The organism is Gelidibacter salicanalis, assembly GCF_007997285.1.
In the GTDB taxonomy this organism is placed as follows: Bacteria; Bacteroidota; Bacteroidia; order Flavobacteriales; family Flavobacteriaceae; genus Gelidibacter; species Gelidibacter salicanalis.
Genome location: NZ_VORX01000001.1, coordinates 475,359 through 491,518 on the forward strand (window position 1 = coordinate 475,359; position 16,160 = coordinate 491,518).

A 16,160-nucleotide genomic window follows, 5' to 3' on the forward strand; every position below is an offset into this window, starting at 1 on the left:
CAACAGAAGCGAATCGACATACTTAACCTAAACCTCCAGTAACACATCCTCACCTTGAGGAAATTTTTACAAGGTGCAAATGTATGATATTATTTTTAATTTCCGATTATAGAAATCGGTTTTATTTAAAGTTTTTTTTAATTGCTCCTCAAGTGTTGAGATGTGATCCTCAATTCGTTAGGTGATTTTATTGTTGACGTATTGAAATTTAGGCTATTGAATTCAGGAAATTTACGAGCTGTTTTACGGCTTTTCCACGGTGTCCTATCTGATTTTTTTCCTCTAAACTGATCTCAGCAAAAGTCTGATTGTAGCCGTTCGCTTTAAAAATAGGATCGTAGCCAAATCCTCGGTTGCCGCTTTTTTCTGTTGTGATTTCACCTGGGCAAATTCCTGTAAAGGTATGCTGTTGTCCATGTAATTCTAAAGCAATGACCGTTTTAAACTGGGCATTTCGGTTAGAATAGGCTTGTAATTCTTTTAGTAGTTTTTGGATGTTATCTTCTGAGTTTCGCTGTTCTCCTGCGTAACGGGCAGAATATACACCTGGAGCACCTCGTAGAGCTTCAACTTCTAATCCGGTATCGTCTGCAAAACAGTCATAGCCATATTTGTTTTTAATGTATGCCGCCTTCTGCAATGCATTACCTTCAATTGTGGTTTGAGTTTCTGGGACATCTTCTGTACAGCCAATATCTTCTAGACTTAAAAGTGTGATATGATTTGGAACAAAGGCCTGAACTTCCTTTAGTTTATTCAAATTGTTAGTGGCAAAAACGATGGTCATATACTTTGGTTTTATAGTAAAAATAAGACAAATTAATTAAAGCATCGCTGATGCTTGTTTCTCAAAAGCTTAGCGTAACCACGCCAACTTTAAGCATAATTTATGATTTTTGTCATTGGGCAATCCTTTTTAAACTCGTAATTTAGTCTCATAACCAAAAATTAAAAATCATGACAATAAACATTCAATTCGTAAATTTAGATTATAGCGATTCGCTAGCTGCACATACCACCGAGAAATTAAATAAAATGGCCGAAAAATACGATTGGTTGATCAATGCGGATGTCTTTTTTAAAGAAGAAGGAAATGAACCAGAAAAAGGTAAAATCTGTAATATTAAATTAAGTGCGCCAGGACCGCAAATTTTTGCTACATCTGACGAGAAAAACTACGAGATGGCAGTTAAGGAAACGATTAGCGATTTGGAGATTCAACTTAAAAAAAGAAAACAGACTTATAAAACGCATTAGGCGTTTAGGAATGAGGAGTGACGAGTTAGGAGTGAGGAGTTAGGAGTTAGGAGTTAGGAGTTAAGAGTGAGGTAGGGTAATAATTATAGAGCGCTTCTCTAGAATAATAAATAAGAAACCTTTATTTCAACCTACCTATGGTGGTAGGGCTCATTCTTTAAAATAGTAAAAGCACGGTACAACTGTTCAATCATGAATAGGCGTATCATTTGATGGGAAAATGTCATTTTTGAAAGTGATATTTTCCCATTTGCTTTGTTATACACCTCGTCCGAAAATCCGTAAGGCCCCCCAATTACAAAAACCACTTGCTTTACGCCAGAATTCATATGTTTCTGGAGGTATTCTGAAAATCCAACGGAATCATATTGTTTGCCATTTTCATCTAACAAAATAAGCACATCGGTAGGGTTGAGTTTGGCCAAAATCAATTCGCCTTCTTTTTGTTTTTGTTGGTCTTCACTTAAGTTCTTTACTTTTTTTAGATCGGGAATAATCTCAAAGTCGAATTTGATGTAAAATCCTAAGCGTTTTTGATAATCTTCAATAAGCGCTTGTAGTTGCTTGTTGTCTGTTTTGCCAATGGCGAGAAGTTTAATTGTCATATACGAAAAAGCGATTTTTGTAATTGTTTTGGATGGTCGATTAATTAATAATCTAATTAATAATCTCCAGGAAAGTAACACTGAGTGTTATGACTAGGGTAACTATTATATTTTACGTCTTCATAATTCATGTGCAAATTCTTTAATTTTCCAAATCGCATTTTAGACAGTGTGTTTTTTGCAATCTCATATTCATTAACAAATAATTCCCAATTTTCCGCCTTGATTAATTCTATAACATATTTTTCATAAATTTCCTGAAAGTAAAAATAGTCACCATTAGTTTTTAAGATAAACATGGCTGATTGATTATTAAAAAGAAGATTATTAAGAATAGAGGAGCTTTTGATCCAAGAGAAATTTTTGGGTAGATAATTATATTCTTTATTTACATTGTAAAAATAGAATCGCTCATAATTATCTTTTCTGTCTCTTTTAATGCACTTTTTTTGAATGTTGTCGTAGTGTTTAATTTTATTTTTAATATCCCTATTAGATAGATTCGCAAAGTTGCTGTGTGTTTTAAAACCATATAAGGTGTCACGAAAGGTCAGAATCAGATCTTTGTCTGCAATATGGTTGTTTTTTGAATCTCTTTTCAGAAGCATTCGTATTTGGTAATTTGTAATAGAATCAAATTTTCCAAACTTTATGAGATTTGTAATTTGATGCACTGTTAAAGAATCATTGCCATGTGATATTGAAGTATATATAAAAGAATCTCTTTTTTCATTAAAGGATGCTTCATTTATAGGCTTTAAGTTTTCATCAAGAAATATATTAACTTTACTTTTGTTTTGACAGTAGATAGAACTTGTCAGAATCAGAAAAGCAAGAAGAAAAAATTTGATCATTATAAATGTGATTTTGTTGTAAATTAAGGAAAAAAACAGAAGAATAATATGATTTCACAATCACAATTCGATAAAGAAATAGAATTAATTATTAGCAATGCTGTTAGAGAAGACGTGGGAAATGGCGATCACAGTTCGTTAGCTTGCATCCCTGCCTCTGCTCAGGGCAAAGCTAAATTGCTAGTGAAGGACAACGGCATTATTGCAGGGGTAGCGTTTGCGAAAAAAGTGTTTCAGTATGTGGATGCCAATTTAAAAGTTGAAACGCTCATTGAAGATGGCGCTAAAGTAAAGTATGGCGATATCGTGTTTTATGTGGAAGGGGCCTCGCAATCAATCCTAAAAGCGGAACGTTTGGTGTTGAATGCCATGCAACGCATGAGCGCTATTGCTACCAAAACGAAAACGTTTGTGGATTTATTGGAAGGTACAGGCACTAAAATTTTAGACACCAGAAAAACAACCCCTGGGATTCGCGCTCTTGAGAAATGGGCTGTAAAAATAGGTGGCGGTGAGAATCACAGATTCGCTCTCTATGATATGATTATGCTAAAGGATAACCATATCGATTTTGCGGGTGGAATTACCAAGGCCATTACAAAAACGAAAGACTATCTAGAGGAAAATAATCTCGATCTTAAAATTATTGTTGAAGCAAGAAACCTTGAGGAAATTGCAGAAATTCTTAAAACCGATGGGGTCTATAGAATCCTTATTGATAATTTTAATTATGAAGACACCAAAAAAGCAGTCACTTTAATAGGTGATCACTGTTTAACGGAATCGTCTGGAGGGATTAATGAGGACACGGCGCGCGAGTATGCCATGTGTGGCGTCGATTTTATATCGTCAGGTGCCTTAACCCATTCAGTGTATAATATGGATTTAAGTCTAAAGGCGGTTTAAATGTCTGAAAAGCCAGATGCTAATATTGAGGATGATATCGAGGATAAACTCGAAAAAATACCCGTTTTAAAGCATCTCATAAAATTTCTCAAAAAAATAGAGTTGCCAGCCTTAGAAGGATTGACGCTGTATTATTTTTTAAGACTTTACGGAAAGGGGATTATTAAAGGCGCGGTTACCAGTAGGGCGAGTGCTATTGCCTTTAGTTTCTTTACGGCCATATTTCCGTTTTTGTTATTTATTATTATTTTAATTCCTTACATTCCGGTAGTCGGATTTGAATATGAATTTAAAGGATTTCTGAACTCTGTGTTGCCACCGCAAACCTCCGATTTCTTTTTTGAAAATATTTTTCAGAATATTTATAAGGGCGAAAATGGCGGCTTAATGTCGACGGTATTTTTGTTGTCCATTTTTTTAATGGCCAACGGGATTAGTGCGTTGTTTTCAGGATTTGAAAGTTCATATCATCAACAGCTCACACGAAGTGTGGTCAAGCAATATTTATACTCCTTGTTTGTGGCACTTATTTTGGTTCTTTTATTGATTATTACTATTGCGGTGATTGGATATTTTCAAATTTATATCATTCAACGCTTGCTCTATTATATGGACAAACAAGGCTATGAAACCTATGAGGAAGGCTTGTTCATGGCCGCCATTGCAAAATATATCTTTTTTGTGTTTATGGTTTATATTGCCACGGCTACCATTTATTATTTCGGAACAAAAGAAGGTAAAGACTCTAAATTCTTTTCAGCTGGAGCATTGTTGACGACTATATTAATCATCGTCTTTTCGTATTTATTCGGCATTTATGTCACTTATTTTTCAACCTATAATGAGTTGTACGGATCTATCGGTGCGCTATTGATTCTTCTATTTTATTTGTGGTTAATCTCCAACATTCTCCTATTAGGTTTTGAATTTAATGCGACCATTAGACGATTAAAAAAATATAACGATTCAAAAAAACGGGACCAAATCCTACCTTAAATTTCATCATGCTACATTATATTGACGTCATACTTCCCATTCCGCTTGAAAAACTCTTCACCTACAGCATCACTATGGCTGAATCAGAGTTTTTGAAACCGGGTATGCGGGTGGCAGTACCTTTTGGCAAAAGTAAGATCTACACCGCCTTGGTATTTAATGTGCACCAACAAAAACCTGTGGCGTATGACGCGAAAGAAATTCATCAGATTTTAGATGATGCGCCCATTACAACGCCCCAACAATTAAAACATTGGCAGTGGATTGCTGACTATTATATGTGTACCCTGGGCGATGTGCTCAGAGCTGCGCTGCCCAATTCCTTTTTATTGGAAAGTGAGACAATCATCACCAAAAATTTAGATAAGATTATTAACGATGAAGAGCTGAATGATCAGGAATTCTTGGTCTATGAAGCCCTGCATCACCAATCGTCCTTAAAAATTCATGACCTAGTTAGTATACTGGATAAGAAAAACGTATTCCCCATTATCAACGGACTGTTAGATAAAGAAGCCATTATGCTACAGGAGGAAGTGTACGAAAAGTACAAGCCTAAAATGGTGCGTTACGTTAAATTAAATGGCGTTTACTCAGATCAGACAAAATTGCAGCAATTGCTGGAGGAATTGAGTAGGGCTCCAAAACAGCGGGATGTGGTCATGACCTTGTTTTCGATATCTGCCCAGACCAAGCAACCCGTAAAAGTGACTGAATTGACAGAAGCAAGCGGGGCATCGGCGGCCATAATAAAAACTTTGATTGATAAAGAAATTTTAGATGAATATCAAATTCAAGAAGACCGGGTAGGCTACTCTGGGGAGGCCAATGAAGATTCGAAGAAGTTAAATAGCTATCAGGAAAAGGCATTAGAAGAGATAAAGAAAACTTTTGAAAAGCATCACATTACGTTGCTGCACGGGGTGACCTCTTCCGGGAAAACTGAAGTTTACGTCAAATTGATTGAAGAGGTGATTGCAACCGGAAAACAGGTATTGTATTTGCTTCCGGAAATCGCCTTAACCACACAACTGGTAACCCGTCTCGAAAATTATTTTGGGGGGAAAGTGTCTGTGTATCATTCTAAATATTCAGCACACGAACGTTTTGAGTTATGGCATAACGTGCTGGAAAATCAGCCCAAGGCACAGATAATTTTAGGTGCGCGTTCCTCAATTTTTCTTCCCTACCATAATTTAGGTCTCGTTATTGTTGACGAAGAGCACGAAACCTCTTTTAAGCAATTTGATCCAGCGCCTCGCTATCATGCCCGAGATGCCGCAGTGGTGTTGGCGTCTCTATTTAATAGTAAAACTTTGTTGGGTTCGGCAACGCCAAGTTTAGAAAGTTACTATAATGTGCAGCAAGGCAAGTATGGCTTGGTGGAAATCACACAGCGTTTTAATGATGTGATGATGCCAGACATTGAATTGGTAGACATTCAGGACAAACATAAGCGCAAGCGTATGAACGGGCATTTTAGCGATCGGTTGATCGAGGAAATGACCTCGGCTTTAAAGGATGGTCATCAAATTATCCTATTTCAAAACCGACGTGGATTTTCGCCTATTGTAGAATGTACCACGTGTGGACATGCGCCGCAATGTTCTAATTGCGATGTCAGTTTAACGTACCATCAATATAAAAATGAATTGCGTTGCCATTATTGCGGGTATCATACCGCCATGCAAAAAGCCTGTATGGCTTGTGGCAGTGTAGAATTGGATACTAAAGGCTTTGGTACCGAGCAGGTGCAGGAAGAGGCTCAGGCTATTTTTCCGGATCATAAGGTGGCTCGGATGGATTTGGATACGACCCGTGGTAAATTTGGCTACGAAAAGATTATCCGGGCCTTTGAAGAAAAGGAAGTTGACATTTTGGTAGGGACCCAAATGCTGACTAAAGGTCTCGACTTTAGAAATGTGAAGTTAGTGGGCATCATGAATGCGGATAATATGTTGAATTTCCCCGATTTCAGAGCCCACGAACGCAGTTTTCAGCTGATGTTACAGGTGTCGGGAAGGGCAGGGCGGACGGATGAGCGCGGGATAGTACTGATTCAAACCTACAATCCGCATCATCGTATTTTGCAACAAGTCTCGACAAATAATTATGCCGAAATGTATGCGGAACAAATGGACGAGCGTCACAACTTTAACTATCCGCCAATTTACAGGTTGATAAAAATCACCTTTAAACACAAAGATTTCAATAAGGTTAATATTGGGGCAGAGTGGTACGCCACAGCCTTACGACAAGTGTTTAAGAATTATATACTAGGACCTGAGTTTCCGCCGATTTCCAGAATTAGAAATCAGTTTCATAAGCATATTTTGGTGAAGATTCCGCCCCAACAGAGTTTAGGCAAAACGAAAAAAGCCATTGCAAAAGTGAACAATAGCTTTTTGAGTATTAAAGATTTTAGATCTGTGAGGGTAATTTTAAATGTCGACAATTACTAGTGAGACAAAAATCGGGGCAAATTTTTAATCTTGCAAGTTTCGCTTTTTTACGAAATTTTTAGTAATCCAGACTTTAAAATAGTACAGCCATAAAAAGCGAATAGAAATATAATTATGTCAAAGTACTCGTATAACGTTAAATGTTATTCAGCGCATCTACAAGTTCAGATTTTTTATTTCTACTTAACGGGATTTCATAGGCGCCAACTTCAACATTTTTGCTGTTAAAACGATCTACCTTGTCTAAGTTGACAATGTATGACTTGTGAATTCTTAAGAATTTACCTTCTGGGAGTTCTTGTTCAAAAGCTTTCATGGTAGAGAGTACCACTAAACTGTTTTCTTCGGTCACCAATTTAACATAATCACCAAGGGCTTCAATCCATTTAATGTCCTTAATATATACCTTCCGTTTTTTGAGGTTGCTTTTTACAAAAATATGTTCGCCATCGGTCTCATTAAAATCGAGTTTCAATTTGTGTTGTTCTACTGCCTTTTCAACGGCAATATTAAAACGTTCGCGGGTGATTGGTTTTTGGAGGTAATCCGTAGCATCGTAGTTAAAAGCTTTAAATGCGTATTCAGTTTTGCCCGTGACAAAAATGATTTGGGGTTTGTTGTTGAGAACATCTAATAACTCGAAGCCATTAAGAACTGGCATTTCGATATCTAAGAAAATAAGATCGACTTTATGGGTGTTTAAGCCGTTTTTGGTTTCTAATGCGCTACTATATTCTGCAATAAGGTTGAGCGATGAATGATTTTCAATTAACTTTACAATCGACAGTCGTTGTATCGCAGAGTCATCAACTACTACACAGTTTAAAGTCATAACATTACATTTGTTTAGGTTAAGATATCGACAATAGTACAAAAATTTCGGATAAAAACCAAAAAACATCGGTAAAGCGTTTAATTTAACATAAGTTTAAGAGCGTGTTCCCATTGAAAATTACTTTAAATTTAGTTGTCAATACAAGAAAGATTGCCTATTTTTGCACTCATTTTTAATTAATAAATAGAATTATATGAATCATTATGAAACTGTTTTCATCTTAAATCCCGTTTTATCTGAGACCCAGATAAAGGAAACAGTAGAGAAATACGAAGATTTTCTTGTTTCTAGAGGAGCAAAGATGGTATCCAAAGAAGATTGGGGCTTGAAAAAATTAGCTTATCCAATCCAAAACAAAAAAAGTGGATTCTACCACTTATTTGAGTTCACTGTAGATGGTGAAGTTATTAATCCTTTAGAAGTAGAGTTTAGACGTGACGAGCGTTTTATGCGTTATTTAACTGTAAAGTTAGACAAACATGCTATTTCTTGGGCTGAACGAAGAAGAACTAAACTTAAACAAAAAGCATAATTATGTCATCGATAGAACAACAAGCTAAAGGAAAAAAAGATGGTGAGATCAGATATTTGACACCATTGAATATTGACACAAGCAAAACTAAAAAATACTGTCGTTTTAAGAAGTCAGGCATTAAATATGTTGATTACAAAGATGCAGATTGGTTGTTAGGTTTTGTAAACGAACAAGGTAAATTGTTACCAAGACGTTTAACAGGTACCTCTTTAAAATACCAAAGAAAAGTTTCTGTTGCAGTTAAGAGAGCGCGTCACCTTGCGTTGATGCCTTATGTAGCAGATTTATTAAAATAATTAAAACATAACTATGGAACTTATATTAAAACAAGACGTTGAAAATTTAGGATTTAAAGACGATGTTGTAACGGTTAAGAACGGTTATGGTAGAAATTTTTTAATTCCTCAAGGGCAAGCTATTATGGCAACTGTTTCAGCTAAAAAAGTATTGGCTGAAAACCTAAAGCAACGTGCGTTCAAAGACAAACAAATTATTGAAGAAGCTCAAAAAGAAGCTGATTCAATTAAAGCTTTAGATATCAAATTAACCTCAAAAGCTGCTGCTGGTGCAACTGCTGGAGATAAGATTTTTGGTTCTATTACCAATATCGATTTGGCAAATGCATTGAAAAATGAAGGTGTTACAATTGATAAAAAGTATATCGCTATTACCGGTGGTAACATCAAACGTTTAGGTCAGTATGACGCTGTCATCAGACTTCACAGAGATGTCACAGTAGATATGACTTTTGAAGTTGTTGCTGAAGCATAATTTTCAGAATATATTTTTAAAAAGCCTCAATCCTTTATTGGAATGAGGCTTTTTTCATAATTAAAATACATCACTATGAAATATACAAGACTCACTAAAGAACAATTTGAAGAACTGCACCAAGAGTTTATCAATTTTTTAGCCACCCAATCTATAACGGCCGACGAGTGGGCGGATATCAAAGCCAACAAACCTGAAGTTGCTGAAGAAGAACTGGACGTTTTTAGCGATTTAGTCTGGGAAGGGGTATTGTCTAAAGTAGCATATTTAGAACATATTTCGCCTCAGCAGATGCATCTGTTTCGCCTTAAGGAAACCGACATGCAATTGATTGCTGTAAAATTGACTATTGATACGGTAGATCTTACTACCTCTGAAGGATTTGAGTGGTTTAGAAATAATTTGTTGTCAGATGATGTGGAGTTTTTAACCGCGACAAAAGCCTATTCTGAAGATAAAGCTTTGGATAAGTTCAAACTCATTCAACAAGGCGGAGTCATTACCAAAGGCGATTTGTACAGATATTTTGAAAAATTAGTAGTGAAATAACAGCCCGAACTTCTCTGCTCTCTTTTCTATTCTCTTTTATCAAAAAGTTATTCGTATCGCAAAGACTCTACAGGATCCAATTTAGCCGCTTTAACCGCGGGAAGCAACCCAGCAACCACTGCTACAATAAAAGCGATGGTAAAGGCGCTAAACATGGCTAGCCACGGTGTAGAGAACTCGAAGTCGGCAGCAGCGGACACGCCGTAGCCAATCAAGACACCAAGTATAATCCCGATAATGCCTCCCAATTGACCAATTATAATAGCTTCCATAAAAAATTGGGTGGCTATGGTTTTCTTTTTGGCACCTAATGCTTTGCGCACGCCAATTTCTCGTGTGCGTTCAGTGACAGATACAAAAAGGATGTTCATTAAAGCAATAGATGAGCCCAAAATGGTCACCATACTAATCACCCAAGCGGCAATGTAGAGGTAGTCTGTTATAGAGCCGATACGGTTTAATAAATCGTCACTGCGTTCAATTCCAAAATTATTTTCCTCAATAGGGTTAAGGGCCCTGATATTCCTAAACGTTAAGATGGCATCATCTTGTGCGCCTTCCAACATGTCCTTTTGATCCGCTTTTACACTTAAACTGTAGTTGATGTTCGGGCTTGTGAACAGGGTTCGCGCTTTTTGTATCGGAATCATCATTCGTAAATCTTGATTGTTTCCAAAAGTGGATCCCTTCGCTTTCAAAACCCCAATAACTTTAAACTTGGCGCCTCTCACGCTTATGGTTTGCCCTATAGGATTCACATCATCTAAAATAGCTTTGACCAAATCACTTCCTATCACACAGGAATTAGAACTATTTTCAATATCAACCGCATTAAATTCCCGCCCTTCGCTAACTTCAAGTCCAGAATTTTGGATGAAATTTTCATTTACTCCCAATACCGTAACTTCAGGATCAGACTTTCTGTTTTCGTACTTTACTTCCGCAGTTTGAGTACCGACAAAAGATACCGCTACTTTGGTGAAGGGGAACTGGTAGTTGTTTTCAAAATCTTTAACATCGCGGTAGCTGATGATGGGGTTCACTTTTTGAACTTCCTTCCCGCTTTGACGTTGCGTGGTAAACTCATAGCGCTGAATATTGAAGGTGTTGGCTCCCATGGAAGAGAAATCGCTCGAAATGGTATTCTCCAAAGCCGAAACTGCACTTAAAATCCCCACCAAAGCCGTAATACCAATGGCAATAATTAACACGGTCAGAATGGTACGAAGCAGTTGGGTTCGGATAGAGTTTAAGGCAATTCTAATATTCTCTCTAAATAATGAAAACATAAAAGGGGGTGGTTCTAGGGTTGATAGTTATAAGACTACAAACGGTCCATAAAGTTACTATAATTATCAAAATAAGTATAGACTATAATAAAGTTTGCCTGAGATGTTAATAATCTCGACGGTTATAGGAGCACTGTTCCCAAAAAATAAAATCAGGCGCGATCCTTTTGTAAAGGCGTCTGTTTGATGGGGGCTTATCGTATAAACTTTTAATATAGTAGGAGATATGATATGTTAGAAAGCGATTAAAAAGTTCAGAACCTTAATGAACAGTATTTGCAAGCGGTTTTGGTTTTATATTCTTTAAATTATAATATTTTTGCAGAAGTAAATTATTAACTGAGATTCTTGCCCACGCAGGAAGATAAAAGAGATTCCCGCTTTCGCGGGTAGTGAACATGGCAAAAAAACCAAGCATCCCTAAAGGGACCAGGGATTTTAATCCGGAGGAAGTTGCAAAACGCAACTATATTTTCAATACCATTCGTGAGAATTTTGAACACTTTGGTTTTCAACCGATAGAAACTCCAAGTTTTGAAAATTCAGATACCCTCATGGGCAAATACGGCGAGGAAGGTGATCGGTTGATTTTTAAGATTTTAAATTCTGGTGATTTTTTGAACAAAGCTGACCAGCAAGCCTATGACGCTAAAGATTCTACCAAATTGACCAGTTCTATTTCAGAAAAAGCCCTCCGCTACGATCTCACCGTGCCGTTTGCGCGCTATGTGGTGCAACACCAAAACGAGATTGAATTTCCCTTTAAGCGCTATCAAATTCAACCGGTTTGGAGAGCTGACCGTCCACAGAAAGGCCGTTTTAGAGAGTTTTTTCAATGTGATGCTGATGTGGTGGGGTCACAATCTCTATGGCAGGAAGTGGAGTTTGTGCAATTGTATGATGCGGTATTTACGGCGTTAAAATTGGAAGGCGTTACGATTAAAATCAACAACAGAAAAATTTTATCTGGAATTGCTGAGGTGATCGGGGCGCAAAATAAATTGATCGATTTTACTGTTGCCTTAGACAAATTAGATAAGATAGGCGAGGAGAAGGTTAGGGAAGAAATGCTAGGAAAAGGGATTCCACAAGCCGGGATTGATAAATTACAGCCCTTGTTTAGTTTGTCAGGAACTTTTGACGCGCAAATTGAACAACTGAAATCCATTCTGTCAACTTCTGAGGAAGGTATAAAAGGCATTGAAGAATTAGAATTCATCAATAAAGCCATTTCAGAATTACGATTACAAACTGCAAGCTTGCAGTTGGACGTCACCTTAGCACGTGGCCTCAATTATTATACTGGAGCCATCTTTGAAGTGTCGGCACCAACAGGGGTGGATATGGGGTCTATTGGCGGTGGTGGTCGCTATGACGATCTCACCGGAATTTTCGGGTTAAAAGATGTGAGTGGTGTGGGAATTAGTTTTGGATTGGACCGCATTTACTTGGTTCTAGAAGCCTTAAACTTATTTCCTGAAACCATCACCAATACGGTAAAAGTGTTGTTCATCAATTTTGGTGATGCTGAAGCTATGGCCAGCATGAAAGCAATTAAGGCGTTGCGGGCCAATGGCATCAAAGCGGAACTATTCCCCGACAATAAAAAAACCATCAAACAATTCAATTATGCCAATAAGCGCAACATTCCGAATGTCGTGCTGGTGGGCGAATCAGAATTGCAAACAGAGACGTTTACGCTCAAAAATATGGCGTCTGGAAAGCAGCAGTCGGTAAATCTGGAAACCTTGGTGCGTTTGTTGGGAGATGCATAATAGTGTCTCATGATTTGTCGCAAAGCTGCTCAGATTTTGACAAAATTTCGCAGAGTATCACAGAGATGCACAGAGATATTCTAAAATTGTAAAAATATCAGAATGTGAAAAACAAAATTCCTTCCCTTATTTCAAGGGAAGGTGGATTTAAGCGCAGCAAAGCGCTTAAAGACGGAAGGGTAAAACAAATCTAAAATAACCTCATAGGCTTATTCTACATGAAGTTTCTCTTTGCAAATCCTTAGCAGTTAAACTTTCAAATTATGTATCTAAATAATTCCTTCCTTTTTTTCAAGAGAAGGTGGATTTAAGCGCAGCAAAGCGCTTAAAGCCGGAAGGGTAAAACAAATCTATAATAACTTCATAGGCTTATTCCCCGTGAAGTTTCTCTCTGCAAGTCCTTAGCAGATAAACTTTCAAATTATGTATCTAAATAATTCCTTCCCTTTTTTTAAGAGAAGGTGGCTTTAAGCGCAGCAAAGCGCTTAAAGACGGAAGGGTAAAACAAATCTAAAATAACCTCTTAGGCTTATTCCCCGTGCAGTTACGCTTTGTAAGTCCTTAGCAGATAAACGTTCAAATGATATATCTAAATAATTCCTTCCCTTATTTCAAGGGAAGGTGGATTTAAGCGCAGCAAAGCGCTTAAAGACGGAAGGGTAAAACAAATCTAAAATAACCTCGTAGGCTTATTCCCCGTGCAGTTACGCTTTGTAAGTCCTTAGCAGTTAAACTTTCAAATTATGTATCTAAATAATTCCTTCCTTTTTTTCAAGAGAAGGTGGCTTTAAGCGCAGCAGAGCGCTTAAAGACGGAAGGGTCGAACAAATCTAAAATAACCTCGTAGGTTTATTTCCCGTGAAGTTTCTCTTTGCAAATCCCTAACAGTTAAGCTTTCAAATGATATATCTAAATAATTCCTTCCCTTATTTCAAGAGAAGGTGGCTTTAAGCGCAGCAAAGCGCTTAAAGACGGAAGGGTTAAACAAATCTAAAATAACCTCGTAGGCTTATTCCCCGTGCAGTTACGCTTTGTAAGTCCTTAGCAGATAAACGTTCAAATGATAGATCTAAATAATTCCTTCCCTTATTTCAAGGGAAGGTGGCTTTAAGCGCAGCAAAGCGCTTAAAGACGGAAGGGTAAAACAAATCTAAAATAACCTCGTAGGCTTATTCCCCCGTGCAGTTTCGCTTTGTAGGTCCTTAGCAGATAAACTTTCAAATTATGTATCTAAAAAATTCCTTCCCTTATTTCAAGGGAAGGTGGATTTAAGCGCAGCAAAGCGCTTAAAGACGGAAGGGTAAAACAAATCTAAAATAACCTCGTAGGCTTATTCCCCGTGCAGTTTCGCTTTGCAAGTCCTTAGCAGATAAACGTTCAAATGATATATCTAAATAACTTTTTTAAAAAATTCCTTCCCTTTCTTCAAGGCAAGGTGGATTTAAGCGCAGCAAAGCGCTTAAAGACGGAAGGGTCAAGTTGACTACACAATTATATAAAAATCTCGGTCGAAAGGTTTTAAATATTCAAAACTGAGTTGTAATCTGTCCAAAAAAAATCGTTTACTCTCCGAAAAGACTAAACGATTACAGTGATTGGTTAGTTAAATTTAGAATTTATTAATCCTTTTTATAGTTAGAAGTGTCTAATATAAGAATTAATCTGCAATTTTCGACACCATTTTTTGTTTGCAATTATTGATTTAATCTCTCGCTTTTTGCTAGGTGATGCCTTTATAATCCGATAAAATGCCTATAAGTGTCAAAAGTTGTTGAATAGGGACAATCGTAACGGCTGTGTCCCTAATGTACTTGAAATATATAATCTTTTTCAACTTCGTCCATTTCACACCGGCTAATGACATCAGTGTCATTCTGGTTATTGAAACATTTTTAAAAGCATTATAGGATCCTAGAAATTAATCATTTCCATAGTAAAGGCGCGCTTTGTACGCACCAGGACCTTGGTCATTTCCACAGTGCTAAAAAGTTTCTAGTTGCAGGACCTATAGTTTCGCCTTAAGTTTCTATTTTTATCAGCTTCAAAACGACCTTTTAATTTAAAACCTACCCTTTCTTGTACAAATCACCAACAATGATGGCCAGGAAAATCATACCTAAACATTCACTATGAAACTATTGCATACTTCAGACTGGCATATAGGGAAACAGTTGCATAAGATTGATTTGGCACCTGATCTCGATCTATTCTTTGATTGGTTGTTAAACACCATCAAAGCAGAAGAGATTGATGTGTTATTAGTTTCGGGGGATGTCTTTGATCAAGCCAATCCATCACAGGCTGCGCTTAGTCAATATTACCGATTTTTGATGCAGATGATTGGTACCGATTGCAAAATTATTCTTACCGGAGGGAATCACGATTCGGCTTCCGTTTTAAATGCGCCAAAAGACATCTTGAGATTTTTAAATATTGAGGTCATTGGTGGCGCTCCTGAAACTGCAGATGAGGTGTTTTTTACCTTTACTAAAGGCCAAGAAAAAGTGGTCATTGCTGGGGTGCCTTTTTTAAGAGATAAGGATATTCGGAAATCCGTAGCAGGGGAAACCTATAGTGATAAAATTGAGCAGATTAGAGCAGGGATTCAAACCTATTTTTCTGGAATCAATACCCATTATACCACGCATTATCAAGACCATTGTTTTATAATGATGGGCCATTTATACGTGCAGGGCGCACAAGTATCTGACAGTATGCGAGACATCCAAATTGGGAATCAGGCTGGGGTTGTTGGAACTGTTTTTGGCGAAGAGCCTCACTATGTAGCCTTGGGTCATATTCACAAACCCTACGCGGTTTCTAATAATATACATTATTCGGGTTCTCCTATCTGCTTGAGTTTTAGCGAAAAGGAGGAGGTAAAACAGGTGAATATCATTTCAGTCGCGGGAAAACAAGTGGATGTGACCATTGTTCCCATCCCCAAGTTTAGAAATTTAGTGGCCTTCCAAGGCACTTTAGAAACGGTCAAAAGTCAGCTAAAAGCCTATCAAAACCAAACGACACTGCAATCGTTAGCTGAAATCATTGTCAATGAACCTCACGAAAATGTGGAGCTGAGGCGAGATCTGGACGATTTGCTCGAAACCCATACCAATCCGCATCTCATGATCATCAAATCAAAACTGAATTTCGCCAATAAAATCCGTGGTGCTTCAGAGGCCTTTGAACCTGGAGTTAGTGTTGCCGATGTGAGTCCGATGGACATGTTTGAAAAACGATTAGAATTGGATGGGCATCAGGAGAATGCTGAGGACTTAAAAAATGCATTTCGTCAAATTTTAGAAGAACTTAACTTGTAGAAT

General features: G+C 37.3%; 15 protein-coding genes. 10 read left to right on the plus strand and 5 right to left on the minus strand.

Annotated elements, in window-relative coordinates:
- Window positions 1-208: 208 nt before the first annotated feature.
- Window positions 209-787 (minus strand): non-canonical purine NTP diphosphatase, encoded by a 579-nt coding sequence (locus ES711_RS02065; RefSeq protein ID WP_146889238.1) that lies wholly within the window; start codon window positions 785-787, stop codon window positions 209-211.
- A gap of 170 nt (window positions 788-957) precedes the next feature.
- Here ES711_RS02065 and hpf point away from each other — a divergent pair, with 170 nt between their 5' ends.
- Window positions 958-1,257: a ribosome hibernation-promoting factor, HPF/YfiA family gene (hpf, locus tag ES711_RS02070; protein WP_146889241.1), complete on the plus strand. Its 300-nt coding sequence runs from the start codon at window positions 958-960 to the stop codon at window positions 1,255-1,257.
- Between the two features lie 131 nt (window positions 1,258-1,388).
- Here the strand turns inward: hpf and rlmH are convergent, their stop codons facing one another.
- Together rlmH and ES711_RS02080 are read right to left on the minus strand one after the other, a co-directional pair.
- The gene (gene rlmH, locus ES711_RS02075) at window positions 1,389-1,862 is read right to left on the minus strand and encodes a 23S rRNA (pseudouridine(1915)-N(3))-methyltransferase RlmH (RefSeq protein ID WP_146889244.1); all 474 of its coding nucleotides are present in this window, start codon (window positions 1,860-1,862) and stop codon (window positions 1,389-1,391) included.
- Window positions 1,863-1,918: 56 nt separating this feature from the next.
- The gene (locus ES711_RS02080; RefSeq protein WP_146889247.1) at window positions 1,919-2,716 is read right to left on the minus strand and encodes a hypothetical protein; all 798 of its coding nucleotides are present in this window, start codon (window positions 2,714-2,716) and stop codon (window positions 1,919-1,921) included.
- Window positions 2,717-2,764: 48 nt separating this feature from the next.
- Between ES711_RS02080 and nadC the strand changes: the two genes are divergently transcribed.
- Genes nadC through priA form a run of 3 tightly spaced genes read left to right on the plus strand, consistent with a single transcriptional unit; the run spans window position 2,765 to window position 7,080 of the window.
- Window positions 2,765-3,622, plus strand: coding sequence for a carboxylating nicotinate-nucleotide diphosphorylase (gene nadC / locus ES711_RS02085; protein ID WP_146889250.1), 858 nt, complete (start codon window positions 2,765-2,767; stop codon window positions 3,620-3,622).
- The gene (locus tag ES711_RS02090) at window positions 3,623-4,618 is read left to right on the plus strand and encodes a YihY/virulence factor BrkB family protein (protein WP_317129846.1); all 996 of its coding nucleotides are present in this window, start codon (window positions 3,623-3,625) and stop codon (window positions 4,616-4,618) included.
- An 8-nt stretch (window positions 4,619-4,626) separates the two neighbouring features.
- Window positions 4,627-7,080 carry a replication restart helicase PriA gene (priA, locus tag ES711_RS02095; protein ID WP_146889252.1) on the plus strand — a complete coding sequence of 818 codons (2,454 nt, stop codon included), beginning with the start codon at window positions 4,627-4,629 and terminating at the stop codon, window positions 7,078-7,080.
- Between the two features lie 136 nt (window positions 7,081-7,216).
- Here the strand turns inward: priA and ES711_RS02100 are convergent, their stop codons facing one another.
- Window positions 7,217-7,912, minus strand: coding sequence for a LytR/AlgR family response regulator transcription factor (locus ES711_RS02100; RefSeq protein WP_146889255.1), 696 nt, complete (start codon window positions 7,910-7,912; stop codon window positions 7,217-7,219).
- A gap of 196 nt (window positions 7,913-8,108) precedes the next feature.
- Between ES711_RS02100 and rpsF the strand changes: the two genes are divergently transcribed.
- The 4 genes from rpsF (at window position 8,109) to ES711_RS02120 (ending at window position 9,770) form a co-directional block, all read left to right on the plus strand.
- Window positions 8,109-8,447, plus strand: coding sequence for a 30S ribosomal protein S6 (rpsF, locus tag ES711_RS02105; protein WP_129017129.1), 339 nt, complete (start codon window positions 8,109-8,111; stop codon window positions 8,445-8,447).
- A gap of 2 nt (window positions 8,448-8,449) precedes the next feature.
- Window positions 8,450-8,746, plus strand: coding sequence for a 30S ribosomal protein S18 (rpsR, locus tag ES711_RS02110; RefSeq protein WP_033961670.1), 297 nt, complete (start codon window positions 8,450-8,452; stop codon window positions 8,744-8,746).
- Between the two features lie 13 nt (window positions 8,747-8,759).
- Window positions 8,760-9,221, plus strand: coding sequence for a 50S ribosomal protein L9 (rplI, locus tag ES711_RS02115; protein ID WP_146889258.1), 462 nt, complete (start codon window positions 8,760-8,762; stop codon window positions 9,219-9,221).
- A 75-nt stretch (window positions 9,222-9,296) separates the two neighbouring features.
- Entirely contained in the window at window positions 9,297-9,770 is a 474-nt protein-coding gene (locus ES711_RS02120; RefSeq protein WP_146889261.1) for a DUF6495 family protein, read from the plus strand.
- Window positions 9,771-9,817: 47 nt separating this feature from the next.
- On the opposite strand, the gene ES711_RS02125 is transcribed toward ES711_RS02120, so the two are convergent.
- On the minus strand, window positions 9,818-11,059 hold the full coding sequence (locus ES711_RS02125; protein ID WP_146889264.1) for an ABC transporter permease: 1,242 nt from the start codon (window positions 11,057-11,059) through the stop codon (window positions 9,818-9,820).
- Between the two features lie 398 nt (window positions 11,060-11,457).
- On the opposite strand from ES711_RS02125, the gene hisS reads away from it, so the two are divergent.
- Both hisS and sbcD read left to right on the plus strand, forming a co-directional pair.
- The gene (gene hisS / locus ES711_RS02130; protein ID WP_146889267.1) at window positions 11,458-12,834 is read left to right on the plus strand and encodes a histidine--tRNA ligase; all 1,377 of its coding nucleotides are present in this window, start codon (window positions 11,458-11,460) and stop codon (window positions 12,832-12,834) included.
- A gap of 2,129 nt (window positions 12,835-14,963) precedes the next feature.
- Window positions 14,964-16,157 carry an exonuclease subunit SbcD gene (sbcD, locus tag ES711_RS02135; RefSeq protein ID WP_146889269.1) on the plus strand — a complete coding sequence of 398 codons (1,194 nt, stop codon included), beginning with the start codon at window positions 14,964-14,966 and terminating at the stop codon, window positions 16,155-16,157.
- The last annotated feature ends 3 nt before the right edge of the window (window positions 16,158-16,160 follow it).

Excerpts from the sequence above, each read along its gene's own strand:
- ES711_RS02080 (WP_146889247.1), bottom strand. The coding sequence starts at position 2,716 with ATGATCAAATTTTTTCTTCTTGCTTTTCTGATTCTGACAAGTTCTATC.
- nadC (WP_146889250.1), top strand. The coding sequence starts at position 2,765 with ATGATTTCACAATCACAATTCGATAAAGAAATAGAATTAATTATTAGC.
- sbcD (WP_146889269.1), top strand. The coding sequence starts at position 14,964 with ATGAAACTATTGCATACTTCAGACTGGCATATAGGGAAACAGTTGCAT.
- hisS (WP_146889267.1), top strand. The coding sequence starts at position 11,458 with ATGGCAAAAAAACCAAGCATCCCTAAAGGGACCAGGGATTTTAATCCG.
- rpsR (WP_033961670.1), top strand. The coding sequence starts at position 8,450 with ATGTCATCGATAGAACAACAAGCTAAAGGAAAAAAAGATGGTGAGATC.
- ES711_RS02100 (WP_146889255.1), bottom strand. The coding sequence starts at position 7,912 with ATGACTTTAAACTGTGTAGTAGTTGATGACTCTGCGATACAACGACTG.
- hpf (WP_146889241.1), top strand. The coding sequence starts at position 958 with ATGACAATAAACATTCAATTCGTAAATTTAGATTATAGCGATTCGCTA.
- rplI (WP_146889258.1), top strand. The coding sequence starts at position 8,760 with ATGGAACTTATATTAAAACAAGACGTTGAAAATTTAGGATTTAAAGAC.
- ES711_RS02065 (WP_146889238.1), bottom strand. The coding sequence starts at position 787 with ATGACCATCGTTTTTGCCACTAACAATTTGAATAAACTAAAGGAAGTT.
- rlmH (WP_146889244.1), bottom strand. The coding sequence starts at position 1,862 with ATGACAATTAAACTTCTCGCCATTGGCAAAACAGACAACAAGCAACTA.
- ES711_RS02090 (WP_317129846.1), top strand. The coding sequence starts at position 3,623 with ATGTCTGAAAAGCCAGATGCTAATATTGAGGATGATATCGAGGATAAA.
- priA (WP_146889252.1), top strand. The coding sequence starts at position 4,627 with ATGCTACATTATATTGACGTCATACTTCCCATTCCGCTTGAAAAACTC.
- ES711_RS02125 (WP_146889264.1), bottom strand. The coding sequence starts at position 11,059 with ATGTTTTCATTATTTAGAGAGAATATTAGAATTGCCTTAAACTCTATC.
- ES711_RS02120 (WP_146889261.1), top strand. The coding sequence starts at position 9,297 with ATGAAATATACAAGACTCACTAAAGAACAATTTGAAGAACTGCACCAA.
- rpsF (WP_129017129.1), top strand. The coding sequence starts at position 8,109 with ATGAATCATTATGAAACTGTTTTCATCTTAAATCCCGTTTTATCTGAG.